At 36.4% G+C, this 16,644-nt stretch carries 8 protein-coding genes, 3 tRNA genes and 2 rRNA genes (1 of these 13 only partly in view); 8 read left to right on the top strand and 5 right to left on the bottom strand.

Translation table 11 applies throughout. The features are described 5' to 3' along the window. The 7 genes from V4P55_RS04240 to V4P55_RS04210 all read left to right on the top strand — a co-directional run. Nucleotides 1-1,724, top strand: a 23S ribosomal RNA gene (locus V4P55_RS04240); it begins 1,087 nt to the left of the window's first position. Between the two features lie 75 nt (nt 1,725-1,799). Next, a 5S ribosomal RNA gene (gene rrf / locus V4P55_RS04235) occupies nt 1,800-1,914 on the top strand. Nucleotides 1,915-2,016: 102 nt separating this feature from the next. Next, nucleotides 2,017-2,093: transfer RNA gene (locus V4P55_RS04230), tRNA-Met, on the top strand. Nucleotides 2,094-2,711: 618 nt separating this feature from the next. Beyond that, nucleotides 2,712-3,788 (top strand): DUF3792 domain-containing protein, encoded by a 1,077-nt coding sequence (locus V4P55_RS04225; RefSeq protein WP_455473874.1) that lies wholly within the window; start codon nt 2,712-2,714, stop codon nt 3,786-3,788. A 1,571-nt stretch (nt 3,789-5,359) separates the two neighbouring features. After that, entirely contained in the window at nt 5,360-6,040 is a 681-nt protein-coding gene (locus tag V4P55_RS04220) for an alpha/beta hydrolase (protein ID WP_455475040.1), read from the top strand. Beyond that, complete coding sequence (locus V4P55_RS04215; protein ID WP_455473873.1) at nt 6,037-8,226, top strand: isocitrate/isopropylmalate family dehydrogenase; 2,190 nt, start codon at nt 6,037-6,039, stop codon at nt 8,224-8,226. Before V4P55_RS04220 ends, V4P55_RS04215 begins: the two co-directional genes overlap by 4 nt. Before the next feature lie 1,119 nt (nt 8,227-9,345). Continuing rightward, the gene (locus tag V4P55_RS04210) at nt 9,346-10,116 is read left to right on the top strand and encodes an N-acetylmuramoyl-L-alanine amidase (protein WP_455473872.1); all 771 of its coding nucleotides are present in this window, start codon (nt 9,346-9,348) and stop codon (nt 10,114-10,116) included. Between the two features lie 815 nt (nt 10,117-10,931). On the opposite strand, the gene V4P55_RS04205 is transcribed toward V4P55_RS04210, so the two are convergent. Further along, nucleotides 10,932-12,140, bottom strand: coding sequence for a porin (locus tag V4P55_RS04205; RefSeq protein ID WP_455475039.1), 1,209 nt, complete (start codon nt 12,138-12,140; stop codon nt 10,932-10,934). A 315-nt stretch (nt 12,141-12,455) separates the two neighbouring features. Between V4P55_RS04205 and V4P55_RS04200 the strand changes: the two genes are divergently transcribed. Then, nucleotides 12,456-12,546: transfer RNA gene (locus tag V4P55_RS04200), tRNA-Ser, on the top strand. Between the two features lie 1,366 nt (nt 12,547-13,912). On the opposite strand, the gene V4P55_RS04195 is transcribed toward V4P55_RS04200, so the two are convergent. The 4 genes from V4P55_RS04195 to V4P55_RS04180 form a co-directional block, all read right to left on the bottom strand. Continuing rightward, a tRNA-Leu gene (locus V4P55_RS04195) sits at nt 13,913-13,997 on the bottom strand. A 111-nt stretch (nt 13,998-14,108) separates the two neighbouring features. Next, the gene (locus V4P55_RS04190; RefSeq protein ID WP_455473871.1) at nt 14,109-14,729 is read right to left on the bottom strand and encodes a 2,3-bisphosphoglycerate-dependent phosphoglycerate mutase; all 621 of its coding nucleotides are present in this window, start codon (nt 14,727-14,729) and stop codon (nt 14,109-14,111) included. Between the two features lie 36 nt (nt 14,730-14,765). After that, the gene (gene dapB / locus V4P55_RS04185) at nt 14,766-15,575 is read right to left on the bottom strand and encodes a 4-hydroxy-tetrahydrodipicolinate reductase (protein ID WP_455473870.1); all 810 of its coding nucleotides are present in this window, start codon (nt 15,573-15,575) and stop codon (nt 14,766-14,768) included. Nucleotides 15,576-15,883: 308 nt separating this feature from the next. Further along, nucleotides 15,884-16,576 carry a glutathione S-transferase family protein gene (locus tag V4P55_RS04180; RefSeq protein ID WP_455473869.1) on the bottom strand — a complete coding sequence of 231 codons (693 nt, stop codon included), beginning with the start codon at nt 16,574-16,576 and terminating at the stop codon, nt 15,884-15,886. Nucleotides 16,577-16,644 lie beyond the last annotated feature (68 nt).

The following is a 16,644-nucleotide window of genomic DNA, read 5'->3' as shown; positions in this document are numbered from 1 at the left end:
GATCCCAAAACAACCAGGATGTTGGCTTAGAAGCAGCCACCATTTAAAGAAAGCGTAACAGCTCACTGGTCTAAATAAGGGTCCCTGCGCCGAAAATGTAACGGGGCTAAAGCCATACACCGAAGCTGTGGATTTACTCTTATGAGTAAGTGGTAGCGGAGCGTTCCGTAAGCCTGTGAAGGGAGACTCGTGAGAGCTCCTGGAGGTATCGGAAGTGAGAATGCTGACATGAGTAACGATAAAGGGAGTGAGAGACTCCCTCGCCGAAAGTCCAAGGGTTCCTGCTTAAAGTTAATCTGAGCAGGGTGAGTCGGCCCCTAAGGCGAGGCCGAAAGGCGTAGTCGATGGGAACCACGTTAATATTCGTGGACCTGTGGGTAGTGACGGATTGCGTGTATTGTAAGGTCTTATTGGATTGATCTTGCAGTGAAGCAGTTCCAGGAAATAGCTCCCACATATAGACCGTACCCGAAACCGACACAGGTGGACTGGTAGAGAATACTAAGGCGCTTGAGAGAACTACGTTGAAGGAACTCGGCAAATTGCACGCGTAACTTCGGAAGAAGCGTGACCTTTTAGCGGGCAACCGTTAAAAGGTGGCACAGACCAGGGGGTAGCGACTGTTTACCAAAAACACAGGGCTCTGCGAAGTCGCAAGACGACGTATAGGGTCTGACGCCTGCCCGGTGCTGGAAGGTTAAGAGGAGATGTGCAAGCATTGAATTGAAGCCCCAGTAAACGGCGGCCGTAACTATAACGGTCCTAAGGTAGCGAAATTCCTTGTCGGGTAAGTTCCGACCTGCACGAATGGCGTAACGACTTCCCCGCTGTCTCCAACGTAGACTCAGTGAAATTGAATTCCCCGTGAAGATGCGGGGTTCCTGCGGTTAGACGGAAAGACCCCGTGCACCTTTACTATAGCTTTACACTGGCATTTGTGTCTGTATGTGTAGGATAGGTGGTAGACTTTGAAGCAGGGGCGTCAGCCTTTGTGGAGTCATCCTTGAAATACCACCCTTACCGATATGGATGTCTAACCGCAATTCGTTATCCGGATTCGGGACCGTGTATGGTGGGTAGTTTGACTGGGGCGGTCGCCTCCTAAAGAGTAACGGAGGCGCGCGAAGGTAGGCTCAGAACGGTCGGAAATCGTTTGTTGAGTGCAATGGCATAAGCCTGCCTGACTGTAAGACTGACAAGTCGAGCAGAGTCGAAAGACGGTCATAGTGATCCGGTGGTTCCGTGTGGAAGGGCCATCGCTCAACGAATAAAAGGTACGCCGGGGATAACAGGCTGATGACCCCCAAGAGTCCATATCGACGGGGTTGTTTGGCACCTCGATGTCGACTCATCGCATCCTGGGGCTGGAGCAGGTCCCAAGGGTATGGCTGTTCGCCATTTAAAGCGGTACGTGAGTTGGGTTCAGAACGTCGTGAGACAGTTCGGTCCCTATCTGCCGTGGGTGTAGGAATATTGACAGGATCTGTCCCTAGTACGAGAGGACCGGGATGGACGTATCTCTGGTGGACCTGTTGTGGCGCCAGCCGCATAGCAGGGTAGCTATATACGGACGAGATAACCGCTGAAGGCATCTAAGCGGGAAACTTACCTGAAAACGAGTATTCCCTGAGAACCGTGGTAGACTACCACGTCGATAGGTCAGGTGTGGAAGTGTGGTAACACATGAAGCTTACTGATACTAATAGTTCGATAGGCTTGATCGTTCCCATTACCTATATACATTTACTTCATATCGCAGTCTTAGATTAGCTTCTCATCGTTCCTATGTATTTCGCTGACTCGGTGGTTATAGCGGAGCGAACGCACCCGATCCCATCCCGAACTCGGCCGTGAAACGTTCCAGCGCCAATGGTACTTTGCCTTAAGGCACGGGAGAGTAGGTCGCTGCCGGGTCTGCTAAGTGCATAGGAACTTTCTCTTACAAAATCATACTAAAACGAAAATTCGTAAAAAACGTTTAAAACGTAAATAATAAGCTTAATTTAAGGCTAATGGCGCGGGGTGGAGCAGCCCGGTAGCTCGTCAGGCTCATAACCTGAAGGCCGCAGGTTCAAATCCTGCCCCCGCAACCAAAATCTACTTATTCGATCTGACAAAAAAAATCCATAAAATCTGAAAAATAGAAAAACTATAGAGGCTTGCAAAAAGAAAGACCTGAAAATAAAATTGGCACACTTCAAATAAAATCACAATAATAGCGAAAACAAATAGCGCAAACATGATGAATATAACGCGTGCTGAACCAGAAAAAAATGAATCAAGCGCTTGATGTTTATCAAATACAACATACATGCTTAACCCAAAAATACCAAAACAGATCAAAGCATAAATCATAAACCTGATATCTAAATAATAAAATGCTGCTCCATATCCAGTAAAAAAAAGCCGCACAAATTGTGCAGCTCCCTTAAAATAAAAAAATTGAAACTCTATTAAAATGCTAAATAACTAAGGTATCGTGACGACTCCGGTAGCCATAATAACCAAAAATACTCGAAATTATCCCGCTAAGCAAACTACATAAAAAAAACCACCAGCTACAGATCTCTTATAATTGTGTATTAAAATTTGTCTCTTAAGCTGTATTAAAATTATATTAGCATGATAATTAGCTTCATTTTTTATTCATTTTGGGAACATAATTATAAAAATTGCATTTTATCTCCAATATTATTCAAGGAGATAAAGATATGGGAATCCGCATTTCAAGAAATAGCTTTGATACTTATTTCTTAAAAAAAACATTAGCAGAAACAGAGTATCCTTTTTTTCATACATCTATTTCATGGTCAGCTATTGTTGCTGGATTAGTGACAGCATTAGCTACTTCAATTTGCTTATCTTTTTTAGTAGCAGCTTTAGGGTTAAAGCAAATTGATCTCTATTCTTCGTCTCCTTTTGAAGGTGTTTTTTCATCCATTGGTACTGGCTCCCTTATTGTTATGCTGCTTAGTCTTGCAAGTGGTGGCTTTGTCGCAGGACGTTTTGCAGAAACATCAGGAGCATTTCACGGATTTTTGACTTGGGCTTTATTAACGCTTATTATCGCAATTCAAGTCGTTTTTTTAGCTTCGAGCGCAGCCAGCTTAGGCACTAAAGCCGTGATAGAGAGTGGTTCTGCAGTACAGCAAACTATAACAGATGATGTTCTTCCTGTTCTTTCAAAATTGAGTAGCGAGAGCTTTGAAAATTTTGTGTACCAAAAAGACGGTAAGGAAGTGGATTTTAGTAAACTCCAAAGTGAGCTGCGTACATTCCTTAATAAAAGCGATATTCCTGCTTTGGATCCAGACCACTTAAAGCAGGTTTATAATGCAGCTCTCAAAGATATTGGTTCTGCAATAAATGCTTTTAAGAATGATCCTTCTCATTATCGCACATATCTTAAAAATTTAGCTGAGCGTCTTTCGGATCGTGTACAATCTATCACAGAAAAGATTGATCGCAATGATATCATCAACGCTTTTATGAACAATGGTATGACGCGCACTGAAGCAGAAAAAACAACGGATCAAGCACTTGATGTTTATCAAACGGCACAAACAAAAATCGAACAAGCAATTACTACTTTAGAAAAGCAGATAGAGACTTTATCTAAGAAATTAGACAAACTTGCAGAAGATGTCCGTGAAACTGCTGATCAGGCTGCTAAAACAGCATCACACATTAGCTGGTGGAGTTTTATTGGAAGTTTGTTTGGTGCTATTGTTTCCAGCTTTTTTGGTTACTATGGTTATCAAAGTCGTAAAATCATTTCACATATTTAAAAATACTTTTTCACAAAATATAAAACGCTTAGAAAAGCTGCACTAATTGTGCAGCTTTTGTTTATAAGCTGCTTTTATTGTTTTATGGAATAATAATTGCATATATTACCTTATGCTATGTATGGTGTCGTCTTGAAGGAAAATCATAATTTTCATGTTTAGTTTTATTGTGCAGAAGATTTTAATGAGGCAAAACTCCTTTACTGGCGCTCAGAAATGATCATGATTTATCTATGGTATTAATAGAGCCTTTCGAAAACTGAAATTTTAAAGAACATACAATAATGTGGACGCATTGTGCTGATTCATAGAACTAGAAATCAAAAAATTTGCACTTGAGAAAAAACTTTATTTACAGAAGTAAGCATGCCTTGCGTAAAATTTTTATGTAATTCTAACAAAAAGGATAAGCTAGCATTTTCTATAGTATAAGAGATGCGTTTTGCTAACAGATTTGTTTCCATATAGTGCATGAGCTGTGAGAGTTTTATTGGCTGCATACTGTTATTAAAGAATATTATTTTATGTTTTTTGAAAATAAGCCGGTAAAATCGTCCAAATCCAACATAGAGTAGAGAAGCAGCATGCTTAAACATAAAAATATTATCTTATATGATTGAAGATAAAGGATAATTTTTTTATTAAGTTATCATTAATCGAGAATATAAGAAATTTTGTTGCAGCTTCGGTGCAATAGGTTAAAATTGGTTATCTAACACTTCCATTATGTTCATAATTAATAGAAGTAAAGCGGATTTATCTTTGTAATAATTATACTTAGTTGTCGTAGAGTGCTGTTTCTAAGGGTAAGTTTTTTGTAATATAAATCTGTGTAATGTCATTAATGAGATATTGATCAGATTAATGATCTCAGAATTTCGTTTTTATACTATAGCTTAAATAATAGTAATATTATTCATGTATGCTTTGCTGTTATGTTATTGTCTTTAGATATATCGCTCATTTTTACTTAGATCTGTGTGTTAATATCAATATTAAAAAATGAACTGCGTAGATACAGATGATTTTTGTCATACGGCAAAAAGCCGTTTTATTTATATATTTTAATTGCCGATTTTCCTAGAAATTTTTTATTGGTACAATCATGCAAATATGGACAAACAATAAAAGGTATCTTGTTTTTCAAGATGAGCTTTTGATTATTTTGATCTGATGTTTTAGTAAATAATACAGCATTTCTAAAAATAAATATAAGTTTGACTGATTTTTCATGCATATGCATAAAGCAAAAAAAAATAGCTTTCTTCGCTACAGAGATAGTGACAACTTATTTAAATGTATATAAAGAGAGTAACATTATTATAGGGAAGAAAATTATAGGTGGAGATTTTGGGAAAAATTTGCAGAATCTCTCCTATTTTCGCTCATACACTACAATTTTAGTGAGCACTTTTAGGGGAGAAGTCTTTTAGCCAATCATTGAATATTAAGCTTTATAGGAAAAAAATGTATTAGAATATAGAGGGATTTATAGCTTGACTATTACACAAGCTTGTAAAACAAAAAGAGCAAATGGTGTAAAGCCACATATTGTTATTATTTCACCTGTAATGTCGCTCTGGGATAATGGAGCTTTTTGTACTCCTTTTCAAAAGCTATGCATGGAAAAAGGGTTTCATGTTACTCCATTGGATATATTATCTCTATTTTCCAGTGGTTCTGCAACAGAGGTTATTCCTTTAATTACAGAAAAACTCAAAAATCGTTTTCAAGAACCTTTGTTGCTAGTAGGCTTTTCTACGGGTGGAACATTGGCACAGATTTTAGCCGCACGGCTTCCAAATATACGAGCTGTGCTTGCTGTGAGTGCACCAGGTTATCCCGATTTGCTTTTGCAACAGCGATTGAAGTCTGTTCTTAGTTTATTGGACGATGGTGATATATTGGGGGCTCTGGAAATTTTGTACGCTTTTGTGCAACCTATCGGAGAAGCTGTAAAAAAAATACAGATAAAGATCCCTGATGATAAAAAAAATACGGCGCTTAAACGTATGCAAAGGGGATTTCGGTTTTTGTTAGAAATGGACGCTCGCAGTGAGATCGTAAAATATACCGGAAAATTTTTAAGTTTGGTAGGAGAGAAGTCGCAATTGGCAACTATAGATAATCAAGCTCAAAGCCATCATTTAAACCATGAATATAAGATTATTCCGAATGCTGGGATGTTTCCATGGCGTGATAATCCTATCGCGACGCATGAAATTGTTAATGAATGGATCAGCAAAATATGAAAAAAAAAGTTCTTGTATTACCGGGAGATGGAATAGGACCAGAGGTTTGTGACGCTGCATTGACAGTTTTAAAGCAGTTTAAGTTACCAATTGAATTTATTTACGGAGAGATCGGTTGGGAATGTTGGAAAGAGCAAGGATCTTCTATTCCCAAAGAAACTTGGACAAAAATTGCTGAAAGTGATGCTATTTTGCTCGGTACTGTCACGAATAATGGCAGTAAGACCGTTTTAGAAGAACATGCATCACACTTAAAAGAAAGTGAACCTACATATATCTCCCCTGTGATCCAACTTCGCAAGAAATTAGATTTATTTGCCAATGTTAGACCTGTAAAATATATTACTGGCTCGAAGAGACCATTTCATTTTTGTATTATTACAGAAAATACGGAAGGCTTATATTCAGGATTAGATTTTCGTGGTATAACCGCTGAAGCTGCGACATGGTTAAAACATCCAAATTTAGAAAAATATAGTCTTAATGATGCTGCGTGGACAGTGCATTTGCGAACACGCTTTGGTTTAGAGCGATTATTTGAATATTCTTTTTCTTATGCACAAGCGCATGGAGTTAAACGGATTACTTTTGCTGATAGATCAAATATGAATACTATGCGAGAAAGCGGTCAATTTACTCGAGAAATTTTTGAACGTATAGCACACAATTATCCAAAAATTGAAGCGGAAATTCAAGATATTGATACAGTGGTATCGTGGCTTGTAGACAAACCAGAATATTTTGACATCATTGTTGCTGAAAATGTATGTGGTGATGTTTTATCCAATCTTGCTGCGGGGCTTATGGGAGGGGTGGAGTTTGCGCCGAGTGCAAATATAGGAGATAAAATTGCTTATTTTGCACCTGTTCATGGGAGTGAACAGCACATGGCTGGACACACCCAAGCAAATCCTTCTGCTATGCTGTATACGACTACTTTACTTTTAGATTATCTAGGTTTTAAGAATGAAGCACAACAATTATCTCATAGTATTGATCAAGTTATTCGTTCGCAAAAAAGCATAGCGTGTGATTTGGGCAAAGTAGCGTCTACACGTAAGATGGTTAATGCCGTTCTAGATACTATTGCTAACCCGATATCAATTTGTCGTGCAGCTATTATCACTATTGGTGATGAACTGCTTTCTGGCCAATATCTCAATACGAATTTACAGCATTTAAGTCAAAGTTTAGAAAAAAGAAATATTCAAGTAACACGTCAGTTCGTTTGTGCTGACCAGCTTCATCAGATTATTGAGACAGTAGTTTCTTGTATTGGGCAAGAGGATCTTATCATTTTAAGTGGAGGATTAGGTCCGACATCCGATGATAAAACACGCGATGCTATTGCTCAAGCAGTCCAGCTCCCATTAATTCATAATGAAAAAGTTTGGCAAACAATAAAAGGTCAATTGCAACAGTTAGGTATTACACCAGATAAAAATAACGCTCGTCAGGCATTATTTCCTGAAAAGGCAAGTGTATTAGATAATCCTTCTGGTACGGCACCTGGTTTTTATTTGTCGCATGGGAAAAGCCATATTGTTGTTTTACCTGGTCCTCCTATACAAGCGCTTTCACTTTTAGAACATTATTTAGAAAAAACAGAGCATTTAACCGTATCACGTGCTAAGCATGTGTGGACTTTAATTGGGGCTGGAGAAAGCGAAATTGCCAATTGGATTGATCATTATTTTGCAGATGAGCTATTTGAACGGCATTTTGTTTGGAGAAGTCCTTATGTTATTGTGCAACTTATTGGTCTATCATCTACGCCCTTAGCACAACATTTAATCGAGAAATTTGAAACTCAATTTTGTCAATATTTGGTTGGTGCAGAGGTTACCACCGCTTGCGAGAAATTAGCAACACAGGCAACAGTTCGTTGGTCTACGAATGATCAGTTTCTTTTGGAATATTTGCAGCCAACAGAAGAAAATATAAAAAATCTTCCACAAATTGAGGCTGAAGTTAAGTTATCTCCTTCTTTGGAGACAATAAAAGAACAAAAAGAAAATCTTGGTCGTGCTACAATGACTGTGCAGGTTAAAGGATATGAGGAGATTCATATCACCTTTTCATATACAAGACCGCTTTTAGATGTGTCCTTAAAGGAATATGCAGCTTGGTTGATCATAAAAAGCTCTTTGCAAAATGATCATCCTATGAACATACAAAAGCACTGATTGCATTAGAGATCGCTACTATTATGAATGCTTGAAAAGGACTTTATGTGTAAGCAGTTTTAACCAATATTTTCCTACGATTAAAAGATGTTAACACATTGGATCACTATTTTTTAGAGTATGAATGAAGTTTTGCATTATAAAACAAAATCTTTGCAAATATTTGTAATGATGTGGTTAATGTGCGCGTTGAATTTATTATTATAGTCTGATGATAAAAGTAAATGATATTATCTTCGTTGGAGAAGTAATTCTTAGCATGTTTGAGATAAGTGAATTGGTTTTTGGAAGAATTCTTACAACAGGCAATGCAACTAGACAACTTTTAAAAATATTCTCTAATTGTTTAGCATATAATTTACAGTTTTAAATCAGAACAAAAATCAATGATATAAGTGTCTTTTCATTTTTTTTAAAAGAGAACAATTTATAGAGCGTATTGCTTAAAAGTGATGAGAGATAGTGCTTAAAAAGGACACATGGGCTCAGTTTTTATTGTAAAGCAAAGTAATATACAAGAAAATCTTGGTTATCTTATCATGTGTTATGGAAAGAAAAGTTTTAAACTTTTTTGAAAAAAAATACGTCAATGAACAGCTATTCGCAAATATATAGCATTCATTTTATTGTCAATAAATTGCCATAAAACCTCCATAAAGATGCCTCGAACAACTTTATGCTGTTACCAAAGTAGCTCAATATCATGTTTAATGTAGAGTGATGCGGTGCTACGTGTTTTGATTGATTACAAGGAATGGTTGTTTAGTGTGTAAGGCGTGAAAATGTTTAATTAATTAGAGGTTTTGCTACGCTTTTAATTATTTTTGATGAGCAATTTTGTGAGCATCCATTTGGGAGAGTAAGCGGCTTAGAGGGACAATGTTTATGTCCGCAAAATTGCTTTGCTGGTCGTGTATAGAGAGTTAAAATTGGTATGCATTGTTGGTAACAGCTTTAACATTTGATGACTATTCGATTTTCACACAAATGTTACGATCTCAGTATCCAGGATATGAAGCTGTATAGCAAGAGTTTTCAAGAATAGTGTCAGCGTTCATTTCGTGTTCCTTCTACTGTGATGTGCGGTAATATTAGTGAATTAGATAAAAGGAAAGATTTATGTATCCGATTGATTATAACAGTTATCGTTCTGTCAAAAGCTTTAATCGTCGTATTCGTTTTCTTATTATGCATTATACTGCGATTAATTTTGAGGAGTCTATTATAGCTCTTACAGGAGAAAAAGTGAGTTCTCACTATCTTGTTCCCGATCCATCAGAGCAGACATATATTGAGGCAGGATTTAAAGATATGCGTATCTTTAATCTAGTTGATGAAAACGAACGAGCATGGCATGCAGGTGTGAGTTCATGGGCTGGGCGCAGTAACTTGAATGATACATCTATTGGGATTGAAATAGTGAATTTAGCAATTGAAAAGGGGGGAAAGTTTGTATTTCCTCCTTATAATCCAATACAAATTGATGCAATTAAAGAGCTTGCGTTGAATATTCTTCAACGGTATCCAGATATTATGCCGACTTATGTTGTTGGCCACAGCGATATAGCGATTGGAAGAAAGGTTGATCCAGGCGCAGCTTTCCCATGGAAAAAACTTTATGAAGCTGGTGTGGGGGCATGGTATGATGATGAAAAAAAATGTCACTATATTGGACAGTTTTCTAAGGAGCTTCCAGTTAAAGCAGATGTCTTGGATAAATTGAGACGCTACGGATATGATATTTCAATGGCTGAAACTGATGCTGGATATAATGCTCTCATTAAGGCATTTCAGCTTCATTTTCGTCAAGACAATTATGATGGTATTTTGGATGCTGAAACAGCAGCGATACTTTATGCATTGGTAGATAAATATTTTCCTTCAAATTAGCTTAAGTAGGTATCATTTTACCAGAGTAGATTTTTTTATTGACAGTATGTTGTAGTTCTTTGCTAATGAAATTTGTATAAAAATGGTTCTTATGTGCATGGGTAAAGTTGCATAGAGTATCTATCTTTAGTGCGAAAGGACTAGGCAAAAAAATACAATATGACATATAGAAAAATTTAAAATTTTGTTTTTCATTGTAATGCCACGGGCAGTTTTCAAGAACTATAAAACTCAAGATGTTGTGTGCAGTGCAAAGAGATATATTTAAAAAATAGTGTATCAAGAAAGAAACATTCAATTTATTCTTACCCATTTACAATGTAAAATGCGAAAATAGAGATTATCAGTTTTGTATTTATATTTTATGGAAAAAGCTTAATGATAAAGATGAGAAGAGGATATATACTCTGGGGAAAAATGCTCTTCTCTTCACGTACTTTAAGATTTTATTTGAGCATAGTTGTTTTGACTAAGTTAGTGTCTATTGTTTTTTTAGATGTATGCAATTTATCTTAGATTTTTTCAAGGGTATGAGCCAAAACTCAACAAAGCCTTGTTTTAGTAATTATAAAATAGTCTCTGTTGCTTAAATTATATCAGCAAAAACTTGTAAAACACACTTATCAGCACTTTCCTGGTTATTTTGCTTGGAAATATTCCTGAAAAGCAAGAAGCTGTTTTTATCCAGAAAAAAGAGTAGTGTGTAAATATATAGAGAAAAAGATGATGATATGCCATCATAATTATCACGGATGGCTTTAAAATAAAAAGCTGGTAACTTACGCTACCAGCTTTTAGAAGAATAATTGAAGAAATTAGAATGAATTTTGGATACGGACTAGAAAACGTAAAGCATGTTTTCCATTCAGAGCATTTGTATACGTTTTACTGTCATCCACATTCTTGAAAGTACGATTATCGTTCCAAGCAACATAAGCTAGCTCAGGTGTAAGAACGAGACCTGGAACGAGCGTATATGAAACATTTACAGAAGCCGCAAAAGTTTTTACCGCACTATAAGAAACCTGAGCGTTCAAGTTCATTTGTGGGTTAATTTTATAAGTTGCACCAGACCATGCAGCCCATTTCCCGCCCCAGTTTGCATAGATTGTGGTATTTTGTCGTGACAATACAGTACCATCTTCTCCTTCTGTTGCGTAATAGTCAACGTTATTTTTATAGCCACCCATTGCCCATAGATTTAAATTATCATTGATATTTAAATCGACACGCAATCTTCCAGCCCATTTTTTATAGTAAGAGTCATGAGCAACAACCGTTGAAAAACCACCCCATTTTTGCATAAATTTCAAACCAGCAACAAAATTAGGAGTGTAATCTTTTATTTGTTTACTTAAATCTGGTAAACCATCATCGGAAATGTTAGCAATTTTGTCATTTTTATTGACGTAAAAATATTCGTTTTTAATACCTGAGGCATTTCCTAGTTCAAGTCCAATAATAGCAGAAAAACCACCTTCGCCATTAAAGGTATAAGAAATAAAGTTTGTTCGCGTAACACCAGATGGATCTATGCCATCATCGTTTATAACATTACCATAGCCACCAGTCCAATTGTTGAAAATGGTATCATCAAGACCTACGCGAAAGCCACCAAGTTCGAGGTAAGCAGCTGAAAGTGTTGCGCCGGCTTTGTCTTTACCATTACCCCATTGCGAGTAAACTCTTGCATATGAACGAAGTGTTCCAAATTCTGTTTCAGAAGCGGTTTGAAAAGCAAGAGTAAGACGTGATGATGCGCTATAGGTTTTTCCACCTTCTTCTAATTCTGAATCTGTTATTGCATCAATATTATCGCCAGCCATAAGATCAGCGCGAACACTTCCTGATAGACGTACACATGTTTCCGTTCCTGGAATGTAAAAATACCCCTTGCCATATGCATCGCAAACACGCACATATTTCATAGGCTCAGCTTTTGCAGAAGGTACAGAAGTTGCGTGTGCTCCCGCAATTGTTAAAAAAACTGCTGTGGAGCCTAAAAATAGGGATCTGATATTTATCATATTGGGGTCTCCAGTAGAAGATAATCTAACTTTGTTTAAAAACTCAATTAATTTATTTTATTAAGAACATATTGAAGTTCAAAAGAGAATCTTTGCAACTGCCTATACTAATTTTTGTTTATATACAAATATGAAATTGTCTTTTTGAATGATATTCATGTGTTATTCAATGCTAAGTTGTAAAAAAGTCACAGTTTTATTCGCTAAATCCTTATCTTATTGAAATAATGATAAAGAAAAATATTCGATATTTTTGAAAAAAAAGTGAAAATGTCTTGAACTTTCTTTTGATACCGTTTATTCACCAATCTTGGAGAGGTGGCCGAGTGGTCGAAGGCGCTCCCCTGCTAAGGGAGTAGGGCTCAAAAGGCTCTCGAGAGTTCGAATCTCTTCCTCTCCGCCATATATTATCTGCAGATTTTATATTTTTAAAAATTTTGTAAATATAGCTGAAAGCATTAATATTGCTAAAAATTTGTGTGAGTAAAAAGTCGCTTGTTATTTTAATTTAGCTAAAGGGTAGACTGTGAAGTCTAAAAATAAGTATATAAACTGTTTATTATATTTCATTGTTATATGAATATTGCCTAAAAGAGTACTCGTTTCTTTTTTCTTTAAAGTTTTTATACAGTTAAATAAGAGTGTTGCTTATCTTTTTTATGTAATAACTAATTGTTTTATTGTAATTTATTCTTTCTTTTTCTGTAATTTTGATCCCAGATAAAAATATCTTCAGTACCGTTTAAAAGGTGATTTTTAAGAATATATGGGATAAGTGATTTGTCTTAGCAGTCAAAATTGGTCAAAAATAAATATGTTGAAGGAATGATTTTATAGTTTATCAAACAGCGTCAGATTAAAGACGTTGAGTTTTTATATTTGATCTGAAATCAAAGGTGCTGTGAGATAAGAGTATCGCCTGTGATGATGATGTCTTTAAGAGAAACAAGATTTAATCTGCAGCTGGTTGTGAATTTTTAGGCTAAAGGATTAGTCTAATTCGCAAAAGAAAATTATAGCAGATTGGTCGGTGACGATCTTTATGAAAGATTGCTTTATGTGCTTTTAAGACAAAAATAAAGTAACTGAAGAATGAGAGGAAAAGCTGCAATATGGTTTGCATTTCTTGAGTTATACGTTTTTCTTACATTTGGAGATCTAGCAGTTAATGAATTAAATCGGTTCTATGTGATAGAAAATGTTTTTCTCTTGCTTATTCCATCATCTGTTTTTTTCAATAAAAATTGTCGCAACATTCTATAATGTTTTTAGCTAGATCACATATGACATAACAGTAATCAGGAACTTCTCCTAAAAGGATATTGGGCGCCTAGATGAATCTGTTATTTTACCTTTTCGAATTGTTTTTAGATAAGTTAAGAGTTGATGAATAGGATTTTTGTTGGAACCATCTCCATTGAACGTTTAATTCTTGTGATCGTGAGAAACGCTACAGGTTTATTATCTTTTTGTTTGAGATCAAAATAGGAGAGTCATACAAATTTAAAACACATATATCAGGTTTTGTTCTGCTTGTTGAATCTGTTATCTGGTTTTGATTTCTCATAAGATCGAAGCTAAATACGCATGAAAAACATTAGCTTTTCATCTATCAAACATAAATGACAGTTATTCATAGCAATAGTGTCAGAAATTTCTCTATTGGCACAATAAGGCGATAAATAACATTTTCTTTAACATACTTTTTCTTACTTTGATTACTGGTGTTTAAAAGATCTTTGAAAAATAAGAAAAAATCATTACACTGTTGGTGCCCAAAAGAGGACTCGAACCTCCACGCCTTGCGGCACAGGTACCTGAAACCTGCGCGTCTACCAATTCCGCCATCTGGGCTATAAAATTTCATCTAAGCTTACGCAGCAACTCTGTCAATAAAATTATGAATTCACGTTTCAGTTGAAAATTATTCAATGAATAAATTGTGTTTGTTACCGTTTTCAAAATTTAAGATGATAAGATTGTTTTTGATGAAATTGTTAAATCGGAATGAAATGTGTAAATAATAGGGATACCAGTTGCTAATTCCTGAGAGACAATTTCTTCGCTATCTAAGCCTTCAAGTGCCATAATAAGAGCACGAAGAGAATTGCCATGGGCTGCAACCAAAACAGTTTGAGAGCGCAGAATGTGAGGTTGGATATGGTAAATATAATAAGGCCAAACGCGTGCACCAGTATCACGTAAGCTTTCTCCATTAGGTGGTGCAACAGCATAGGAACGGCGCCATATTTGTACTTGTTCTGCTCCCCATTGTTGGCGTACTTCATCTTTATTTAAACCCGATAGGTCACCATAATTACGCTCATTTAATGCGGGGGTTTTTATTAATTGCAAATCTGGTTGCTCCGTTTGTTCTAAAATGTACTGGGCTGTTTTTTGTGCGCGTTGTAAGGCAGATGTATAAGCAATATCAAATTTTAAACCAGCTGCTTTGAGATTTCTTCCAGCTGTTATTGCTTCTGCACAACCTTTTTCCGTTAAATCTGGATCTTTCCAGCCAGTAAAAAGGTTTTTAACATTCCATTCACTTTGTCCATGACGGATTAATACCAGTGTGCGTTCCATTATGAATTTCCTGCTTTAACTTTTGATGATGGTTTATTATTCATCGTTCAATCCTAAAACATCGAGCATTGAATAAAGACCTTTTTTCTGATTTTTGGCCCATAATGCTGCTTTTAATGCACCATTAGCAAAAATAGAACGCTCTTGTGCTAAGTGTGAAAGAACAATGCGCTCATTTAAGCCAGCAAAGGTAACACTGTGGTCGCCAATAACGGTTCCACCTCTTGAACAAGCAAAACCAATAGTGCCTTTTTCACGCTTCCCTGTGTAGCTACTACGTTCATTAAGACTAACATCCTTTAGCATAACATTCCGCCCTTTAGCTGCTGCATTGCCAAGAAGAAGAGATGTTCCAGAAGGGGAATCAACTTTGCTGGCATGATGCATTTCGTAAATCTCAATATCAAAATCTTCAGGTCCTAATGCTTGGGCAGCTTTTTGTACAAGACTTGCTAAAAGATTAACTCCAAGGCTCATATTTCCAGATTTTACAATAGTGGTGTATTTCGCTGAATCTGCAATTTGCGTTTCCTCTGTTTGATTAAATCCAGTTGTCCCAATGATATGAATCAAGCCTTTTTGAGCAGCATGGTTGGCATAGAGAACACTGGCTTGGGGACGAGAAAAATCCAAAATCCCTTCTGTATTAGAAAAAGCACTTTCGGGATCATCAGTAATACGAATGTTAAGAGGATCTGAACCAGTTAATTTGCTGATATCTTTTCCTACAAAGGGCGATCCTTCACGGACAAGCACAGCAGAAAGTTGTACATCTTTTCTATGTTGGATAGCTGTAATGAGTTCACGCCCCATTTTTCCATTTCCACCAACAACTGTAAGTCTCATATTCCTCTCCTTATAATACTTTATTCTCTGAATATAGGAAAATTTTCTTTTTTCTTAATGGTTATCTTTTCACATAAGAGGAAGTTTTAATGATTCATAGTTATTTTATAAGAGGTTATTTAAAAAATGCATGCGTTATCTTGATAAAATAGATTAGCACAAATGGAGGCGTAATAAATTTTAAAACGCGCGTTTGGAAATACTTTAAGAATCATACATTGTATGTAAGCGCATAATTTTTTGTAGTGGAGATGTTAAAAGCTTTCTTATCTACTATAATGTTGTTTTGATTTCCAAAGGAAAGATGTTTAAAAATCAAGATCTGTATAATGAGGGCTAGCTGCAATTCCTCGAATGCGATCCGTTAAAAGAGAACGAAAAGAGGGCCGTGATTTAATTCTCATATACCAGTCTTTGGCTGCTGGGGAATGTTCCCAATCAATTTCTCCCAAAAAATCCAGTACAGAAACAGTAGCAGCAGCGGCTAAATCTGCGTAGGATAACTCAGAACCAACTAACCAGTCGCGAGATGCGCAGAGCCAATTAAGGTAATTCATATGCGGTGAAATATTAGCACGTGCATTGCGCAAAATTTGTGAATTTGGAGCGCCTCCACCAATAGCTAGCGGCATTTCACGCTTATAGATTCGTTCTCTCACAATATGGCGTGTGGCTTCATTTTCAAATTTATTTAAAAACCAGTCGTTGAGACGTCGCACTTCTGCACGATCTAAAGGATTTGCTGGAAAAAATTTAGTCTCTTGTCGCAAACTTCCACGTGTTTCATCTAAATATTCAAAAATAACGTTAGCTCCTGATAAGGGAACTTCATTTTCAGCTAGAAGAACAGGGACATGTCCTGCTGGGTTAAGTAAAAGAAATTCATGTCTTCTTGCCCATTCATGTTCTTCAATCAGTTGCGTATTTACAGCGTATTCTCCAAGAACAAGACGTATAAAGCGAGAAGCAGAAGATAGAGGTGAGTGAAAAAGCGTTAGCATAATTTACACTATTAAATAGAGTTGATGAATTTTGCAAAAAGTAACAAACTCTACTTTATAAAGATGCT

It is taken from the genome of Bartonella sp. B30(2025) (assembly GCF_053793825.1).
This window is presented reverse-complemented; position numbering and strand designations above follow the sequence as displayed.

Coding starts and splice junctions, on each gene's coding strand:
- V4P55_RS04225 (WP_455473874.1), top strand. CDS start 2,712: ATGGGAATCCGCATTTCAAGAAATAGCTTTGATACTTATTTCTTAAAA.
- V4P55_RS04220 (WP_455475040.1), top strand. CDS start 5,360: ATGTCGCTCTGGGATAATGGAGCTTTTTGTACTCCTTTTCAAAAGCTA.
- V4P55_RS04215 (WP_455473873.1), top strand. CDS start 6,037: ATGAAAAAAAAAGTTCTTGTATTACCGGGAGATGGAATAGGACCAGAG.
- V4P55_RS04210 (WP_455473872.1), top strand. CDS start 9,346: ATGTATCCGATTGATTATAACAGTTATCGTTCTGTCAAAAGCTTTAAT.
- V4P55_RS04190 (WP_455473871.1), bottom strand. CDS start 14,729: ATGGAACGCACACTGGTATTAATCCGTCATGGACAAAGTGAATGGAAT.
- dapB (WP_455473870.1), bottom strand. CDS start 15,575: ATGAGACTTACAGTTGTTGGTGGAAATGGAAAAATGGGGCGTGAACTC.
- V4P55_RS04180 (WP_455473869.1), bottom strand. CDS start 16,576: ATGCTAACGCTTTTTCACTCACCTCTATCTTCTGCTTCTCGCTTTATA.